The 14,703-nt window shown below is 65.0% G+C and carries 15 protein-coding genes; 12 read left to right on the top strand and 3 right to left on the bottom strand.

From position 1 onward, the window contains the following. The first annotated feature begins 11 nt into the window (after positions 1 to 11). Positions 12 to 1,358 carry a chitinase gene (locus KY494_RS02910; RefSeq protein ID WP_258194616.1) on the top strand — a complete coding sequence of 449 codons (1,347 nt, stop codon included), beginning with the start codon at positions 12 to 14 and terminating at the stop codon, positions 1,356 to 1,358. A gap of 36 nt (positions 1,359 to 1,394) precedes the next feature. On the opposite strand, the gene KY494_RS02905 is transcribed toward KY494_RS02910, so the two are convergent. Further along, on the bottom strand, positions 1,395 to 1,979 hold the full coding sequence (locus KY494_RS02905; RefSeq protein ID WP_219889820.1) for a TetR/AcrR family transcriptional regulator: 585 nt from the start codon (positions 1,977 to 1,979) through the stop codon (positions 1,395 to 1,397). 92 nt (positions 1,980 to 2,071) lie between these two features. On the opposite strand from KY494_RS02905, the gene KY494_RS02900 reads away from it, so the two are divergent. From KY494_RS02900 to KY494_RS02880, 5 genes are all read left to right on the top strand, one after another. Continuing rightward, a complete protein-coding gene (locus tag KY494_RS02900) occupies positions 2,072 to 2,473 on the top strand; it encodes a nuclear transport factor 2 family protein (RefSeq protein WP_219889818.1) in 402 nt (133 codons plus the stop codon). A 196-nt stretch (positions 2,474 to 2,669) separates the two neighbouring features. Then, a complete protein-coding gene (locus KY494_RS02895; protein ID WP_219136948.1) occupies positions 2,670 to 3,725 on the top strand; it encodes a sensor histidine kinase in 1,056 nt (351 codons plus the stop codon). Next, the gene (locus KY494_RS02890) at positions 3,716 to 4,507 is read left to right on the top strand and encodes a LytTR family DNA-binding domain-containing protein (RefSeq protein ID WP_219889816.1); all 792 of its coding nucleotides are present in this window, start codon (positions 3,716 to 3,718) and stop codon (positions 4,505 to 4,507) included. The genes KY494_RS02895 and KY494_RS02890 overlap by 10 nt, the downstream gene beginning before the upstream one ends. Positions 4,508 to 4,673: 166 nt before the next feature. Next, entirely contained in the window at positions 4,674 to 5,405 is a 732-nt protein-coding gene (locus tag KY494_RS02885; protein WP_219889815.1) for a DUF4386 family protein, read from the top strand. Positions 5,406 to 5,555: 150 nt separating this feature from the next. Beyond that, complete coding sequence (locus tag KY494_RS02880; protein WP_219889814.1) at positions 5,556 to 5,984, top strand: DUF2061 domain-containing protein; 429 nt, start codon at positions 5,556 to 5,558, stop codon at positions 5,982 to 5,984. 99 nt (positions 5,985 to 6,083) lie between these two features. On the opposite strand, the gene KY494_RS02875 is transcribed toward KY494_RS02880, so the two are convergent. Next, on the bottom strand, positions 6,084 to 7,544 hold the full coding sequence (locus KY494_RS02875; RefSeq protein ID WP_219889813.1) for an amidase: 1,461 nt from the start codon (positions 7,542 to 7,544) through the stop codon (positions 6,084 to 6,086). A 101-nt stretch (positions 7,545 to 7,645) separates the two neighbouring features. On the opposite strand from KY494_RS02875, the gene KY494_RS02870 reads away from it, so the two are divergent. From KY494_RS02870 to KY494_RS02860, 3 genes are all read left to right on the top strand, one after another. Continuing rightward, the gene (locus KY494_RS02870) at positions 7,646 to 8,542 is read left to right on the top strand and encodes a LysR family transcriptional regulator (protein ID WP_219889811.1); all 897 of its coding nucleotides are present in this window, start codon (positions 7,646 to 7,648) and stop codon (positions 8,540 to 8,542) included. A gap of 122 nt (positions 8,543 to 8,664) precedes the next feature. After that, entirely contained in the window at positions 8,665 to 10,758 is a 2,094-nt protein-coding gene (locus KY494_RS02865) for a c-type cytochrome (RefSeq protein WP_375143454.1), read from the top strand. 80 nt (positions 10,759 to 10,838) lie between these two features. Next, entirely contained in the window at positions 10,839 to 12,119 is a 1,281-nt protein-coding gene (locus KY494_RS02860; RefSeq protein WP_219889810.1) for an NRAMP family divalent metal transporter, read from the top strand. A 6-nt stretch (positions 12,120 to 12,125) separates the two neighbouring features. On the opposite strand, the gene KY494_RS02855 is transcribed toward KY494_RS02860, so the two are convergent. Then, on the bottom strand, positions 12,126 to 12,917 hold the full coding sequence (locus tag KY494_RS02855; protein WP_219889809.1) for an SDR family oxidoreductase: 792 nt from the start codon (positions 12,915 to 12,917) through the stop codon (positions 12,126 to 12,128). A gap of 71 nt (positions 12,918 to 12,988) precedes the next feature. Between KY494_RS02855 and KY494_RS02850 the strand changes: the two genes are divergently transcribed. The 3 genes from KY494_RS02850 (at position 12,989) to KY494_RS02840 (ending at position 14,687) form a co-directional block, all read left to right on the top strand. Further along, on the top strand, positions 12,989 to 13,381 hold the full coding sequence (locus KY494_RS02850; RefSeq protein WP_219889808.1) for a MerR family transcriptional regulator: 393 nt from the start codon (positions 12,989 to 12,991) through the stop codon (positions 13,379 to 13,381). Between the two features lie 3 nt (positions 13,382 to 13,384). Continuing rightward, positions 13,385 to 14,035, top strand: a complete 651-nt coding sequence (locus KY494_RS02845) for an SMI1/KNR4 family protein (protein ID WP_219889807.1) — start codon at positions 13,385 to 13,387, stop codon at positions 14,033 to 14,035. Between the two features lie 100 nt (positions 14,036 to 14,135). Next, the gene (locus KY494_RS02840) at positions 14,136 to 14,687 is read left to right on the top strand and encodes a DUF4142 domain-containing protein (RefSeq protein ID WP_219889806.1); all 552 of its coding nucleotides are present in this window, start codon (positions 14,136 to 14,138) and stop codon (positions 14,685 to 14,687) included. Positions 14,688 to 14,703: the final 16 nt, after the last annotated feature.

Genomic DNA, 14,703 nt, shown 5'->3' with positions numbered 1-14,703 from the left:
ACCGGACAGTCATGAATAGCCTCATTATTACCCTCTTCGGCGGGACCTTGGCCGCCTGCGGCGGCGGCGACGGATCGGGCGCCGGCGCAAGCCAGCTGCTGGCCGGTGTGACCACAGCGGTGGCCTGCTACACGCCATGGAGCAGCGGCACCGCCTACAACGGCGGCGGCAAGGCCAGCTATAACAACGTCAATTACACGGCCAACTGGTGGACGCAAGGCAATAATCCAGCGACCAGCAGTGGCGGCGCCGGCAGCGGCCAGCCCTGGACGGTGGTGGGAGACTGCGGCACGCCGACTCCTACCCCAACGCCGACCCCAACACCTACCCCGACTCCTACGCCAACCCCAACGCCGACTCCTACACCGACTCCCACTCCGACGCCTACGCCCACTCCGACGCCTACGCCCACCGGCTTGGCCAAACACGCGCTGATCGGCTACTGGCACAACTTCACCAATCCCAGCGGCGCGACGTATCCGATCAGCCAGGTCAGCGACGACTGGGACGTGATCGTCGTCTCGTTCGGCGACAACGCGGGTGGCGGCAATGTCAGCCTGACCATCGATCCGGGCGCGGGCACGGAAGCGCAATTCATCGCCGACGTGGCCGCCAAGCGGGCCAAGGGCAAGAAAGTCATCCTGTCGCTGGGCGGGCAAAATGGTTCCGTGTCCGTCGGCAACACGGCCGAAGCAACAAATTTCACGAACAGCCTGTACGCCATCATCACCAAATATGGCTTCGACGGCATCGACCTGGACCTGGAAAATGGCGTGGCGCAAGGCGCGGCCATCCAGACCTATCTGCCGATCGCCGTGAAAAACCTGAAAACCAAGGTTGGCAGCAGCTTTTATTTGTCGATGGCGCCGGAATGGGTGTACGTGGAGGGGGGATACACGAGCTACGGCAGCATCTGGGGCGCCTACATTCCCATCATCAATGCCTTGCGCAGCGAGCTGACGGTGCTGCACCCGCAGTACTACAACAATGGCGACATCTATACACCGTACGCCACGGGCGCCATCAAGGCGGGCTCGGCCGATCAGCTGGTGGCCACGGCGCGCATGCTGATCGAAGGTTTTAACTATGGCGGCAACACCTTTGCCGGCTTGCGTCCGGACCAGGTGGGCTTCGGCGTGCCGTCCGGCCGCAGCTCGGCCGGCTCCGGTTTCACGACGAATGCCGACGTCAGCAATGCCCTGAATTGCCTGACGCGCCTGCTCAACTGCGGCACCATCAAGCCGCTGCAGGCGTATCCGGACTTCCGTGGCGTGATGACGTGGTCGATCAACTGGGACCGCCACGACAACTATACTTTTTCCGTGCCGACGAAGACCGTGCTGAAAACCCTGCCGTAACAGCCTTGGCCCGACTGCGCATGCGGGCTTGGCCGCTCACATGCGCAGCAGCGCCGCGCCCAGCACGCGCATCTGCAGCGCGATGCCCTGGCGTAGCATCTCCCCTCCCCCTTGCGTGTGCTTGATGCCATCCATGGTGGCCACCAGCAAGCCGGCCACGTGCGCGGCAGTCGCGTCCACCCGGCGCAGCGCGATATCGCCCGCCGCCTCGGCCTGTTCCAGCGCGCCGGCCAGCCACGCCACCAAGGTTGCCCGCGCCTTCAAGGTGATGTCGGCGGCCAGGGTCATGTTGGCGTCGAACAATTCCTGTCCGTGGGCGCTGGCTGAAATTTCCGCCATCAAGCCTTGCTGGAATGCCAGCAGCGCCGTTTCGATGCGCGCAAAAACGGGACCAGGTGCGTCCAGCGCCGCCGCCACGTGCGCCATGACGGTGGCATGGGCCCGTTCGGAGCCGGCACGGAACACGTCCTCCTTGTTCTTGAAGTGCAAATATAGCGCCGCGCGCGACATGCCGGCCGCCTGCGCGATGTCGAGCATGGACGTCTTGCGGTAGCCGTAACGGCAAAACACGGCCAGCGCCGCATCGAGAATCTGCTGGCTTTTAGGGGGATCGCTTGTCATGTGGGCATGTTGACACTATGGTCATATAGTGTCAACATGACTTTTGGACAAAAACCGTCAAAGTGTCAATCACCTACCCGAACAGGACTGCCATGATCGATTTCAATGCCGCACTGACTGAAGAACAGCCGATGGACCTGCTGCGCCACACGGAACGCTGCCGTCTGCGCGCCCTCGTGGCTGCCGATATGCAGGCGGCGCGCGTCCTGCATGCCGACGACTTCCAGCTGATTACTCCCATCGGCAGCATGCTGTCGCGGGAACAATACCTGGGCGCCATCGCCTCCGGCCACATGCGCTATCTGAGCTGGGAACCGGAAGCGATCAGCGTGCGCCTGTACGGCACGGCCGCCGTCCTGCGTTACTCGGCGCAGCTGGAAATCGTCTTCGGCGGCCACGCCGTGCCGCGCGCCCGCTACTGGCATATGGATAGCTATGAATGGCGCGATGGGCGCTGGCAAGCCGTCTGGTCGCAGGCGACGGCAATACGCTGACCTGTTCACATGCGGCACCATCGAGCCGCTGCGGGCCTGCCCGGACTTGCGCGGCGCTCGTGGCGCCATCGCGGCCCGGCCCCGCAGGGCGTCGCTGGCGCGCGGGAAAGCGTGCTTCATGCCTGCCGCTGTTGCTTACCGCGTGGCTTTGCCCTATTCTGCTGCTCTTATGGCAATTCCTGGGGGCGTCACATTCATGTACACACTGCGCTCCGTTATCGATGGCCTGCGAACCTGCCTGTCCGCGCGACGCTTGTGCGTGGCCGGGCTGGCTGCGCTATTCGAATTCGCCCTGTTCACCCTGTCATGGGAAGACCCGTTAGGGTACCTGGCCATGGCGGTCTTCCTGCCGGCGCTGGCGGCGCTGCTGGCGTATGGCCTGTTCGAGCGCTGGCCGCGCCGCTTGCCCGGCAGGCTGGCCCACTGGGTGTTGCAGGTGGTGGGCGTGGCGCTGGCGATCATGCTGACCCTGGCCAGCCTGTATCTGCTCAATACCAAGCCCGGTGCGCCGCCATTCTGGCAGGTGCCGGAGCGGTTGCAGAGCTATATATCGCTCGCTTTCCTCGGACTATTGCTCGGCCCATGGACGGCGATGGCCGCCCTGCTGCGCCAGCGCGACGCCCGCGTGCGCGAAGCCGAGCGCCGGCGCGGCGAGCTGGAACGCCAGGCCCGCGATGCGCGCGTGTGGCTGCTGCAGGCCCAGGTCCAGCCGCATTTCCTGTTCAATACGCTGGCCAGCCTGCAAGCCCTGCTCGATGCGGGGTCCAGCCATGCGGCGCCCGTCCTGGCGCATCTGGTCACGTATCTGCGGGCCGCCGTGCCGCGCCTGAACGAAGCGGCTACTCGCCTGGAACAGGAACTGGAAATGGTGCGCGCGTATCTGGTGCTGATGCAGATGCGCATGCCAGACCGCCTGCAGTTCGGCATCAACGTCGCGCCCGGCTGCGAAAGACTGCAGTGCCCGCCCATGACCCTGATGACCCTGGTCGAGAACGCGGTGCGCCATGGCATCGATCCCTGCATGGATGGCGGGCGCATCGATGTGCTCATTACCGAGGCGCATGGCCGTTGCCATATCGAGGTCAGCGATACCGGAGCGGGCCTGCAAGCGGGCAGCCCCGGCCTGGGCACGGGGCTTGGCAGCCTGCGCGAGCGCCTGGCGTTGATGTTTGGCGGCGAAGCGGCCTTGCGCATCAGCGAACTGGCACCCCACGGTTTCCGTGTTTCCATAGAATGCCCCGCATGGCCATGAACCTGACCGCCCTGATTGCCGATGATGAACCCTTGCTGCGCGCCAGCCTGCGGCGCCAGCTGGCCGAGTGCTGGCCGGAGCTGCTGGTCGTGGCCGAAGCGCGCAACGGACCAGAGGCGCTCGCGCTGTTCGAGCGGCACCAGCCGACGGTCTGCTTCCTCGATGTGCACATGCCGGGCCTGTCCGGCGTGGACGTGGCCAGCCAGATCGGCCGCCGCGCCCACCTGGTCTTTGTCACCGCCTATGACCAGTACGCGGTGCGCGCCTTCGAACAGGGCGCGCTCGACTACCTGGTCAAGCCGGTGCAATTGGCCCGCCTGGCCGGTACCGTGACGCGCTTGCGCGAACGCCTGGCGACCATCCAGCCCGGCGCGGCCAGCGAGACGCTGTTGCGGCAATTGGCGGCGTACCTGCAGGCCGCCCCCGCGCCGGGATCCGCGCCAGCTGCGCTGCGCTGGCTGCGCGCCAGCGTGGGGCCGGCCGTGCGGCTGATACCGGTCGATGATGTCGATTACCTGAAGTCCGACGACAAGTACACGCTGGTTGCCTGGCGCGACGGGGGCAAGCCCGCCGAAGCGCTGCTGCGCAATTCCCTCAGGGAATTGCTGGTGCAGCTTGATCCACAGCAGTTCCAGCAAATCCACCGGGCCGTGGTGGTCAACCTGCATGCCGTGCGCCAGGTCGTGCGCGGCGCGCACGAGACGGCCGAAGTGACCTTGAAGCACCGGCCGGAAGTGCTGCCGGTCAGCCGCTCCTTCCTCCACCTGTTCAAGGCGGAATAGTCTCCGGGCGCGGCAGGGCCGCGTCACTCATCGCGCATGGGCGCACTTCGGCCCCCTGGGCGCGTGACGCGTCGGATCGGCCTTGCCGCGGCGCGCCCGTGTGCCGACACTACGCTGGCTGGTCCTGCCTCGGCAGGCTTGATCCCACTCCGACAAAGGTGTATCGATGAACCAAACAATCTCCGCCGCCACGCGGCAAGCCGCTCCCCTGTTCACCTCGCCGCTGCAGCCTGGGGCCGCCGTCCCGCCGGGGCGCTGGCTGGGGCTGGGCTTGCTATTCATTTTCGGCCTGGGCATCTGGTCGAATTTCTGGCTGCAGGAGCAAGTATTTGCCGCGCCGGGCTTCCTCTTGCGGGCGGCCGGCATGCCGCTGCAGGTGGGGCTGATCGTCATGCTCGGGCTGCTCACGGCCTTGCTCGGGCTGGCCATCGCGGCAGCCCTGCGCGGCCTGTATGGCGAGCAGCACCCCCTGCTGAGCCGCTGCTACGTGGCGCTGGTGGCGGCGGCGCTGGCAACGAGCCTGTTCGAAGGCACGCTGATGCTGGCCATGCGCAGCCTGAGCGTCGCCTTCCTCGCCTCGGGCGCCGACGGCAACGCCTATGAGCCGGCGCGCGCCCTGCTGGCGGGGCTGCGCAACGGCGTGCACTTTCCGGACAAGCTGCTGGGCGGTCTGGGCGTGACCCTGATGTATCTGCTGCTGTACCGCGCCCGGGCGATCCCGCGCCTGCTGGCCCTGGCCGGCATGCTGGCCGGCGTGCTGCAGTGGATCGCCGTCGCGCGCGAACTGTTTGGACTGGACGTGATGCACGCCTTGCTGATTCCGCTGGGCCTGGCGTACCCGCTGACCGGCCTGTGGCTCTTGCTGCGGGGCCTGGCGCCGCGGCCTGCCGGTGGTTGATGCTGTCGTTATCGCGGAGGCTGCAATGAGATACAGACTATTAATAGTCTGTATCTATTGATTCGGTTGAAATATTTTACTTCCTTTTGTAAATGAGAATCGTTACTATCTAACTCAAGGATAAGCGAATTCAACAGAAAGGAGCATCCCTTGTTCACTGCCATCAAAACATTCAGCCAGGTCTGCACGCACATGTCGATCGCCTTCGGCCTCGCCTATTTGCTGACGGGGTCGCTCGCGCTCGGTGGCCTGGCCGCCATCATCGAACCGGTCATCAACGTGGCCCTGTTGCCATGGCATGAAAAAGCCTGGCACGCGATCCGCCGCCGCTACGCCGCCAGCCGCGTAGGCTTTGCCGCCCTGGCCGGCGAAAAGCTGAGCCAGACGGCCATGCACATGGGCGTGGCCTTCGGCGCCATGTACTGGGCCACGGGTTCCATGGCCTTCGGCGGCTTGCTGGCCGTGGTGGAGCCGATCTGCAACGTGATCGTTCTGCCCTTCCACGACCGGCTGTGGGAGCGATTTCGTTTCCGTATGGAAGGCCGGGGCGCGGCGCAGCTGGCTACGATGCCCACCTGATACTTTTCACCCAAGAACAAGGACTGGGGTCGGATCCGGCGGGTCCGACCCCGGATTTCGGCTTCTTGTCGCTGGCCAAAACCGTTATGGTGGCCGGCTTCAGCCGTCCGCAAGGCATGCTTGCACCTTGCCCGCCCACACAGGTGGACGCCGCTGCCCCCACGGCGCCGCCCGCTCCAGCTGCCCTGCCAGGCGCAGCAAGGTTCCATCCTGACCATACCCCGCCATGAATTGCATGCCGATCGGCAACCCTGTATCCGACATGGCCAGCGGCACGGACATGGCTGGCAAGCCCGCCACGTTGGCCAGCGGCGTGTAGGGCGAATGCTCGAACAGGCGCGCCGTCCAGCCCAGCCCATCGAGCTGTTCCTCGTTTTCTCCATAGCGCCCCAGCGGCCACGGCACATCCGGCATGGTGGGCGTGAGCAGCACATCGTACTGGCCGAACAAGGCGCCGGCCTGGCGCGTGACGGTATTGCGCACGTCGAGCGCGGCGACGAAATCGACGGCCGACACCGTCTGCCCGTACCGGTAGCAGGCCAAAGTGGCCGGCTCCAGCGTATCGAGCGACACGGCGCGTCCGCTTTCCTGCGCCAGGCCGTCGATCCACGGCACCAGGTTGGCGCACCAGATGCCGGCATTGGCCTGCACGAACGCGTCCCACGACACGCCCAGCGCCGGTTGCACTTCTTCCACGTGGTGGCCCAGGCTTTCCAGCAGGCGCACGGTGTCTTGCAGCGCGGTATCGACGGCAGGCACGGGATGGGCGCCATTGCTGGCCATGCGCTGCACGCCGATGCGCAGCTTGCCCGGCGCCACGTCCACCTGCGACAGCCAGCTGTGGTCAGGAGGACTCGTCACATACGGCTCGCCCGGCAGCACGCCCTGCACGCAGTCGAGCAAGGCGGCGCTGTCGCGCACCGTGCGGCTCACGCCCAGTTGCACGCCCAGGCCGCTGAAGATTTCGTCCATGGCGGGGCCATTCGAGACCCTGCCCCGGCTGGGCTTGAAGCCGAACAGACCCGTCGATGCGGCCGGCACGCGGATGGAACCGGCCGCGTCCGTCGCATGGGCCAGCGGCACGATGCCGGCCGCCACGGCCGCCGCCGCGCCGCCGCTGGAACCGCCCGCGCTCAGGCTGACGTTCCACGGGTTGCGCGTGGCGCCATATAAAACGGGTTCCGTGGTGGTGGCGAACGCCATTTCCGGCGTGCTGGTGCGTCCGAACGTCACCAGGCCGGCTGCGCGGAACTGCGTCATCAGGTGGGAATCAACGGTCGCGACATGGCCGGCGCCCAGGCGGCTGCCCGCTTCGCTGCGCTGGCCCGCCATGGTGACGGCCACATCCTTGATCAGGAATGGCACGCCGGCGAACGGCGCCGCGTGGTCGATGTGCGTGAAATCGGCCGGCCACAGCCCGACCACCGCGTTGAGCTGCGGATTGACGGCGGCGCAGGCGCGCTGGGCGGCGTCGTGCAGTTCGGCCACCGAGACGGCGCCAGTGCGCAGCAGCTGCGCCAGTCCCAGCCCATCAAAGCTTGTATATTCATGGAGTTGCATCAGTTATCTCCTGTAAAAGGTAAGGAATGAAAGTCACAGGAACAACTGTAGGGCTTGCGCTATCATAGTGGAAATGAATAGTTGATATACAAGGTATAGCCATGAACAATTTGCACAAGCTGGACTTGAACCTGCTGCTGACCCTGAATGCGCTGCTGATCGAGCGCAACGTCACGCGGGCCGCCGCGCGGCTGCACCTGAGCCAGCCTTCCGTCAGCGTGCAGTTGGGCAAGCTGCGCACGGCCTTCGACGATCCGCTGCTGCTGCCCGGTCCGCGCGGCATGCTGCCCACGGCCCGGGCGCTGGCTCTGTTTGCACCGTTGCAAGCCGTGCTGGCCAAGCTGGAGCAAGTCTTGCAGCCGGAATCGGCCTTCGACCCGGCCACGGCCGACGTGCGCTGGAACCTGGCGGCGGCCGACGCCACCGAATATGCGATCTTGCTGCCCATGCTGGCCTCCCTGCGCGCGCAAGCGCCGTTGTCGCGCATGGCCGTGTTCGAAGCCGTGCCGGCGCGCATGGCGCACGACCTGGAAATGGGCCAGGTCGACCTGGGCTTTCTGGCGCAGGAAGAAGCGCCGCCCGGCTTGCGCCACCGTACCCTGTTTACCGAGCACTATGTGCTGGCGGGCCGGCGCGACCATCCGCTGCTGCAAACCCCGCCCGACCTCGACCAGTTTTGCGCGCTGGAATTCATCGTCGTCTCGCCCAACGGCGGCGGTTTCCGCAGCAACGTCGATACGGCGCTGCTGCAACTGGGTCGCACGCGCAAGGTGGTGCTGTCCGTGCCGCATTTCCTGATCGTCCCGCCCTTGCTGGCAGAGTCCGACATGGTGGCCCTGCTGCCGTCGCGCCTGCTGAAGAATGCGCTGGGCGCGCTGCGCATGTGGGAGCCACCCGTGATCCTGCCCGATTACGAGATGGCCATGGTCTGGCACGAGCGCATGCACCTGGACGCGGCGCACCGCTGGCTGCGCGAACGCATCATGGCCAGCTTGTAGCCTGCCTACACGATTTTCCAGTGTAAAACACTAGGGAAGATTACCTAGTTGCTCGAAAGAAGTTCCCAATGTTCGCCGTGGTGACGATTGCGTAAGCTTGCGCGTAATAATAAAGGGTCACCATGAACGCCATTTCCATCCTGCACTGCGGTTCGCACCGCCCTCCTGCTTCTTCCCCCTCGATGTTCAGCCGGCTTGCCGCAATACTGCTGGGCATGCTGGGCATGCTGGCCTTCTGCGCCAGCGCGACGGCGGCGTCAGTCACGTCGGCTGAACTGATCAAGCGCGGCGAATACGTCGCCCGCCTGGGCGACTGCGTGGCTTGCCACACGAGTCCGAACGGCGCCGCCATGGCCGGCGGCCTGGAACTGAAAACGCCGTTCGGCACCATCTACAGCACGAATATCACGCCGGACGCGAAGACCGGGCTGGGCACGTACACGTTCGCCCAGTTCAACCGCGCCATGCGCAAGGGCGTGGCGGCCGATGGGCACAATCTGTATCCGGCCATGCCCTACCCTTCCTACGCGAAGATCACCCCCGACGACATGCAGGCGCTGTACGCCTACCTGCAGCGTGGCGTGGCGCCCGTGGCGCAGCAAAACCGCGAAACGGACATGAAGTGGCCGTTCAGCATGCGCTGGGGCTTGTCGCTGTGGAACGCCGTCTTCCTCGACGACGCGCCGTTCAAGCCCGACAGCGCCAAGTCGGCCATGTGGAACCGGGGCAGCTACATCGCCCAGGGCCTCGGCCATTGCGGCTCCTGCCACACGCCGCGCGGCGTGGCTTTCCAGGAAAAAACCATGGGCCAGGATGGCGGCAGCGGCAAGCACTACCTGTCCGGTTTTACGTTTGACGGCTGGCATGCGGTGAACTTGCGCAACCTGTGGACGCCGGGCGACATCGTGCAATTGCTGAAAACCGGCCGCAACAGCTTCGGCACGGCGGCCGGCAGCATGACGGAAGTCATCACGCACAGCACGCAATACTTCACGGATGGCGACCTCGACGCGCTGGCGCATTACCTGCACGGCTTGCCCGCCAAGGACGGGGCGGCCGCGCCGCCGAAGAAAACGGCGACCCTCGCGGCGGCCAGCAACGACGCCTTGTACAACACGCGCGGCGGCCTCGGCTACCTGCAATTCTGCGCCACCTGCCACCGCCGCGACGGCCGTGGCGTGGAAAACATCTTCCCGCCGCTGGCGCAGAACGACTCGGTGCAGTCGAAGGACGCCACCTCCGTCATTCATATCGCGCTGACGGGCTGGCAGTCGGCCGTCACGCAGCACTCGCCCCGCTCGTTCGGCATGCCGTCGTATGACCGCCTGTCCGACACGGAACTGGCGGAAATCCTCACCTTTGTGCGCGGCAAGTGGGGCAACCAGGGCGCACCCGTGACCCCGGCGCAGATCGCCAGGGTGCGCAAGGAACTCAAGCTCAAGGCACCGGACGCGGGCGGCTTCGTCACACCCCGCTTCGCCGCTCTGACGGCCGATCCGAACGCCAATCAATTGATTCACGGCATGCAGCTGATGACGGAAACGCGCGCCCGCCTGCCGCAAAACGTGGGCAACGACCTCAATTGCAGCAGTTGCCACCTGAATGGCGGTACCGTGGCGAACGGTTCGCCCTTCCTCGGCATTTCCGCCTTCTTCCCCTCGGAAGCGCCGCGCGCCGGCAAGGTCATCAGTCTGGGAGAGCGCATCAACGGCTGCTTCCGCCGCTCCATGCACGGCAAGCCGCTGCCCGTGGACGGCCCCGACCTGCAAGCGATGGTCGCCTACATCGACTGGATGAAGGGCGCCACGCAGGCAGGCGACAAGGTGGCGGGACGCGGTGTGGCGAAGATAGACCGCGCTCTGCTGCCCGATCCCGTGCACGGTAAAAAAGTGTATGCGGAGCAATGCGCCGTCTGCCATGGCGCGAATGGCGAAGGCATCCGGGCCGCCAACGGCGTCGTCGCCTTCCCGCCGTTGTGGGGCGAGCGCTCGTTCAATATTGGCGCCGGCATGGCCCGTACCTATACGGCGGCCGGCTTCGTCAAGGCCAACATGGTGATGGGCCACGGCCAGAAATTCCCGCTGGGACAAGGCAACCTGTCCGACCAGGATGCCGTCGACGTGGCCGAATATTTTACGCACATGCCGCGCCCGGACTTCCCCGACAAGGTGAAGGATTGGCCCAAGGGCGGCAAGCCCAAGGATGCGCGCTACTGAATCGTGCATCCCGGGCGGCGCCCCTTCTTTGCGCCGCCCGCCTGTGATACGCTGCTCGCTCCATCACACAGGAGCGACGCATGCAGACCGACAGCGGCCCGGCAGCCCCATCCGACACCTGGCTGGGCAAGCTGGGGCCAGGCCTGATCACGGGCGCGGCCGACGACGACCCCAGCGGCATCGCCACGTATTCGCAGGCAGGCGCCCAGTTCGGCTTCGGCATGTTGTGGACCGTCTGCCTGACCTTCCCGCTGATGCTCGGCATCCAGGTCATCAGCGCCAAGATAGGCCGGGTCAGCGGCCATGGGCTGGCGACGAATATCCGCCGCCACTATCCCCGCTCTTTGTTGTACGCCATCGTCGGCTTGCTGCTGCTGGCCAATGTCATCAATATCGCCGCCGACGTGGCCGCCATGGGCGACGCCCTGACCCTGATCATCGGCGGTCCCACGCACCTGTACGCCGTGGGCTTTGGTTTGCTGTCGCTGCTGCTGCAAGTGTTTATCCCCTATCAGAAGTACGTGCGCATCCTGAAATGGCTGACCCTGGGCTTGCTGGCCTATGTGGCCACCGTGCTCACCGTACACATTCCCTGGGGCGAAGTGGCGCTGCGCACCGTCTGGCCCCGGTTCGCCTGGTCGGCCGCCTCGGTGACCATGATCGTGGCCGTGTTCGGCACCACGATCAGCCCCTACCTGTTTTTCTGGCAAGCCTCACAGGAAGTGGAAGACTTGCAGGCCGATTCCAGCGCGCAAGCCTTGCGCCGCACGCCCGAGCAGGCGCCACGGCAATTCCAGCGCATCAAGATGGACACGGCCATCGGCATGGGTTTTTCCAATCTGGTGGCCTTCTTCATCATGCTGACGACGGCCGTGACCCTGGGCGCGCAAGGCATCACGCATATCGACACGTCCGCCCAGGCCGCTTCCGCCCTGCGCCCCATTGCGGGCGAGTTCGCGTTTGCCCTGTTCAGCCTGGGCATCATCGGCACGGGCTTGCTGGCCATTCCCGTGCTGGCCGGCTCGGCCGCCTACGCCATGGCGGGTGCCTTTCACTGGAAAAACAGTCTGGAACTGGCGCCCAGGGCGGCCAAGAAGTTTTACGGCATCATCATCACGGCCACCGTGATCGGCGCCGCCCTGTGCTTTTCGCCGCTCGATCCCATCAAGGCGCTGTACTGGAGCGCCGTCATCAACGGCGTCATTTCCGTACCCATCATGGGTCTGATGATGGTGATGGCCTCGCGCCCCGCCATCATGGGCACCTTGACCATTTCGCGCCGCCTGCGGGCGCTGGGCTGGCTGTCGACCATCGTCATGGCGACGGCCGTGCTGGCCATGTTCGCCACGATGGCGTTTTGACGCGCATCAAGTCCGTGGCTTGAGCATGCCTTCCACGATGCCCAGCACGGTCTGGCGCGGCAGCAAGCGCGGCAGCCAGGCCAGCAGCCGGTTGGGCCGGCCCGCCACATGGCTGCTGCGGCCCCGGTCCAGCGCCCGCAGCGCTTCATCGACGACGGCTTGCGGCGCCATGCGCTTGCCCACGGCCGCTTCGGGCGCGGCCACCACGTTGAAGAAAGCCGTTTCCGTGGCGCCCGGGCACAGGGCCAGCACGCGCACGCCGCGGTTGCGGTTTTCCGCCCACAGCGCTTCCGAAAACGACAGCACGAAAGCCTTGCTGGCGCCGTAGACCGCCATGTAGGGATCAGGCTGCAGGGCCGCCGTGGACGCCACGTTGATGATGGCGCCCCGTCCTTGCGCCAGCATGTGCGGCAAGGCGCAGTGCGTCAGTTCCATGAGGGCCGTGCAATTGACGGTCACCTCGGCCGCCTGGCGCGCGAGAGCGATGGTCTCGAACCTGCCATGCGTGGCGAAACCCGCGTTATTGATCAGCACATCGGGCGGCATGCCCAGCGCGCAGGCCTGTGCATGGGCTAGTGCAGCGGCGCCGGGCAGTCTCAAGTCGGCCACCAGCGCGTGCGCGCGGATGCCGTGGCGTTGGGAAAGTTCCTTGGCCAGACTGTCGAGCACGGCGCCCGAGCGGGCCAGCAACAGCAAATGCGCGCCGCGCGCGGCCAAAGTTTCCGCAAAGACGCGGCCGATGCCGGACGAGGCGCCCGTGATCAGCACGGTTTGATTGGTGTAATTGAAAGCGGTCATGGCAATTGAATCGTAGTGAAGAGAAATTCACTGTAAACTGTAGACTTTAGTCCACGGTCAATAGAAAAATCATGCGCATCGGAGAAATCACCCGCCTGACGGGCGTCAGCAAGGACACGGTGCGCTTCTACGAGCGCCAGGGGCTGCTGGACGAAGCACCGCAGCCGGGTTTGACGAACAACTATAAAGAGTACTCGGCGCAAGCCTTGCGCCGGATCGAGCTGATTGGCCACGCCAAGGCGCTGGGTTTTACCCTCAAGGAAATCGCCGAAGTCATTGCCGTCTGGCAGGAAAACGCGCTCGATGCGCAAACCAAGCGAATCATGCTGGAAACGAAAATCGCCCAGATCGACGGCAAGGCCCGTTCGATGGCCGTGCTGCGCGCCGGACTCGTCGATGCGCTGGCGAAGGTGGAGACGGGCTGCGAGGATGGCGTCGCGGTCGCAAGAAAATTACAAGGATAATCAATGACTTATTACACGCAATACCGCCACCTGGCGCTCGAGGGCGCCAAGCCTGCCCCCACGGCGCAGCAGATCGCCGCCATCGAAACCCTGCTGGAAGCACCGTTGCCGCCCGCCTTCCTGGCCTTCTTGCAGGTCGCCAACGGCGCCTGGTTCGACTACACCACCGATGTGCCGGACGGCAATGGTGGCGTGGAAAAAATGGGCTTCAATACCTTCTTCAGCGCCGACGAGGGCGATTTCTGCGATGAAACCCTAGTTGGCGAAATCCGCGCCGCGCGCAAGCATACGAATATGCCGGTGCGCATCCTGCCGTTCGCCCGCGACGGCGGCAATTCCATGATCTACCTGGACTTGACGGAAGAAGGCGGCGGCCGCGTGCTGGCCTATGTGCAGGAGTTGCCGGAGTGGACAGGCAAGCGCGCCCACGGTTTCATCGAGCTGGCGCCCTCGTTCGATGCCTGGCTGGACAGCCTGTATATCGACCGCGACACGGTGCTCGAAGAACTCGAACACAGCGTCTCGGAGCCATCCCACCTGGATGCGATGTCGGAATGGCTCGACATCGGCATGCCTGCCTGGCGCCGCGATGCCGGCATCGCGGCCTTGTTTGCCCTGAAACAAGTCGAATTGTGCGCTAACGAACAGGACTAGTCCTACGGGAATCATCGTGCGTGTCCTATGGGTGTGCGCAGGCTGCTGGCTTAATATTGTCATCAGCTTGCATTAAAAACCACACTCGAAAGGAGTTCCCATGCGCATTTCGACCACCAGTTCCCGCACGCCCTCGCTGAAAAGCGTGGCCATCGGCGCCGCCGTGGCGCTGCTGAGCGGCATCGCCATCAACAGCATCGCCGCCGCCGCGCCGGGCGCGTACGACAAGCAATTCCTCAGCAAGGCCGCCGATGCGGGCAGCACGGAAATTGCCGCCAGCAAAGTGGCGCAAAGCAAGAGCAGCAATGGGGAAGTGAAGAAATTCGCCGATGCCATGGTCACCGGTCATACGCAAGTGGCCGAAGAGCTGAAACAGCTAGCCAGCAGCAAGCAGATCGAGGTCAGCGACCAGCCCGGCAAGAAGCACCAGGCGCAGATCGACAAGCTGGGCCGCCTGGAAGGCGTGCCCTTCGACAAGGAATATGCGGCCAGCATCGGCGTGGCCGCGCACAAGGATGCCGTGAAGCTGTTCACGGATGCGAGCCAGAAGGCCAGCGATCCCGACATCAAAGCCTTTGCCGCAAAAACATTGCCAGCACTGCAACATCACCTGGACATGGCCAACGCCCTGCATGCGTCCCTGGCGAAGTAGACGGCCATACACGGTA

Origin of the sequence: Janthinobacterium sp. PAMC25594, from assembly GCF_019443505.1 — a bacterium.
Classification (GTDB): Bacteria; Pseudomonadota; Gammaproteobacteria; order Burkholderiales; family Burkholderiaceae_D; genus Janthinobacterium.
This window is presented reverse-complemented; position numbering and strand designations above follow the sequence as displayed.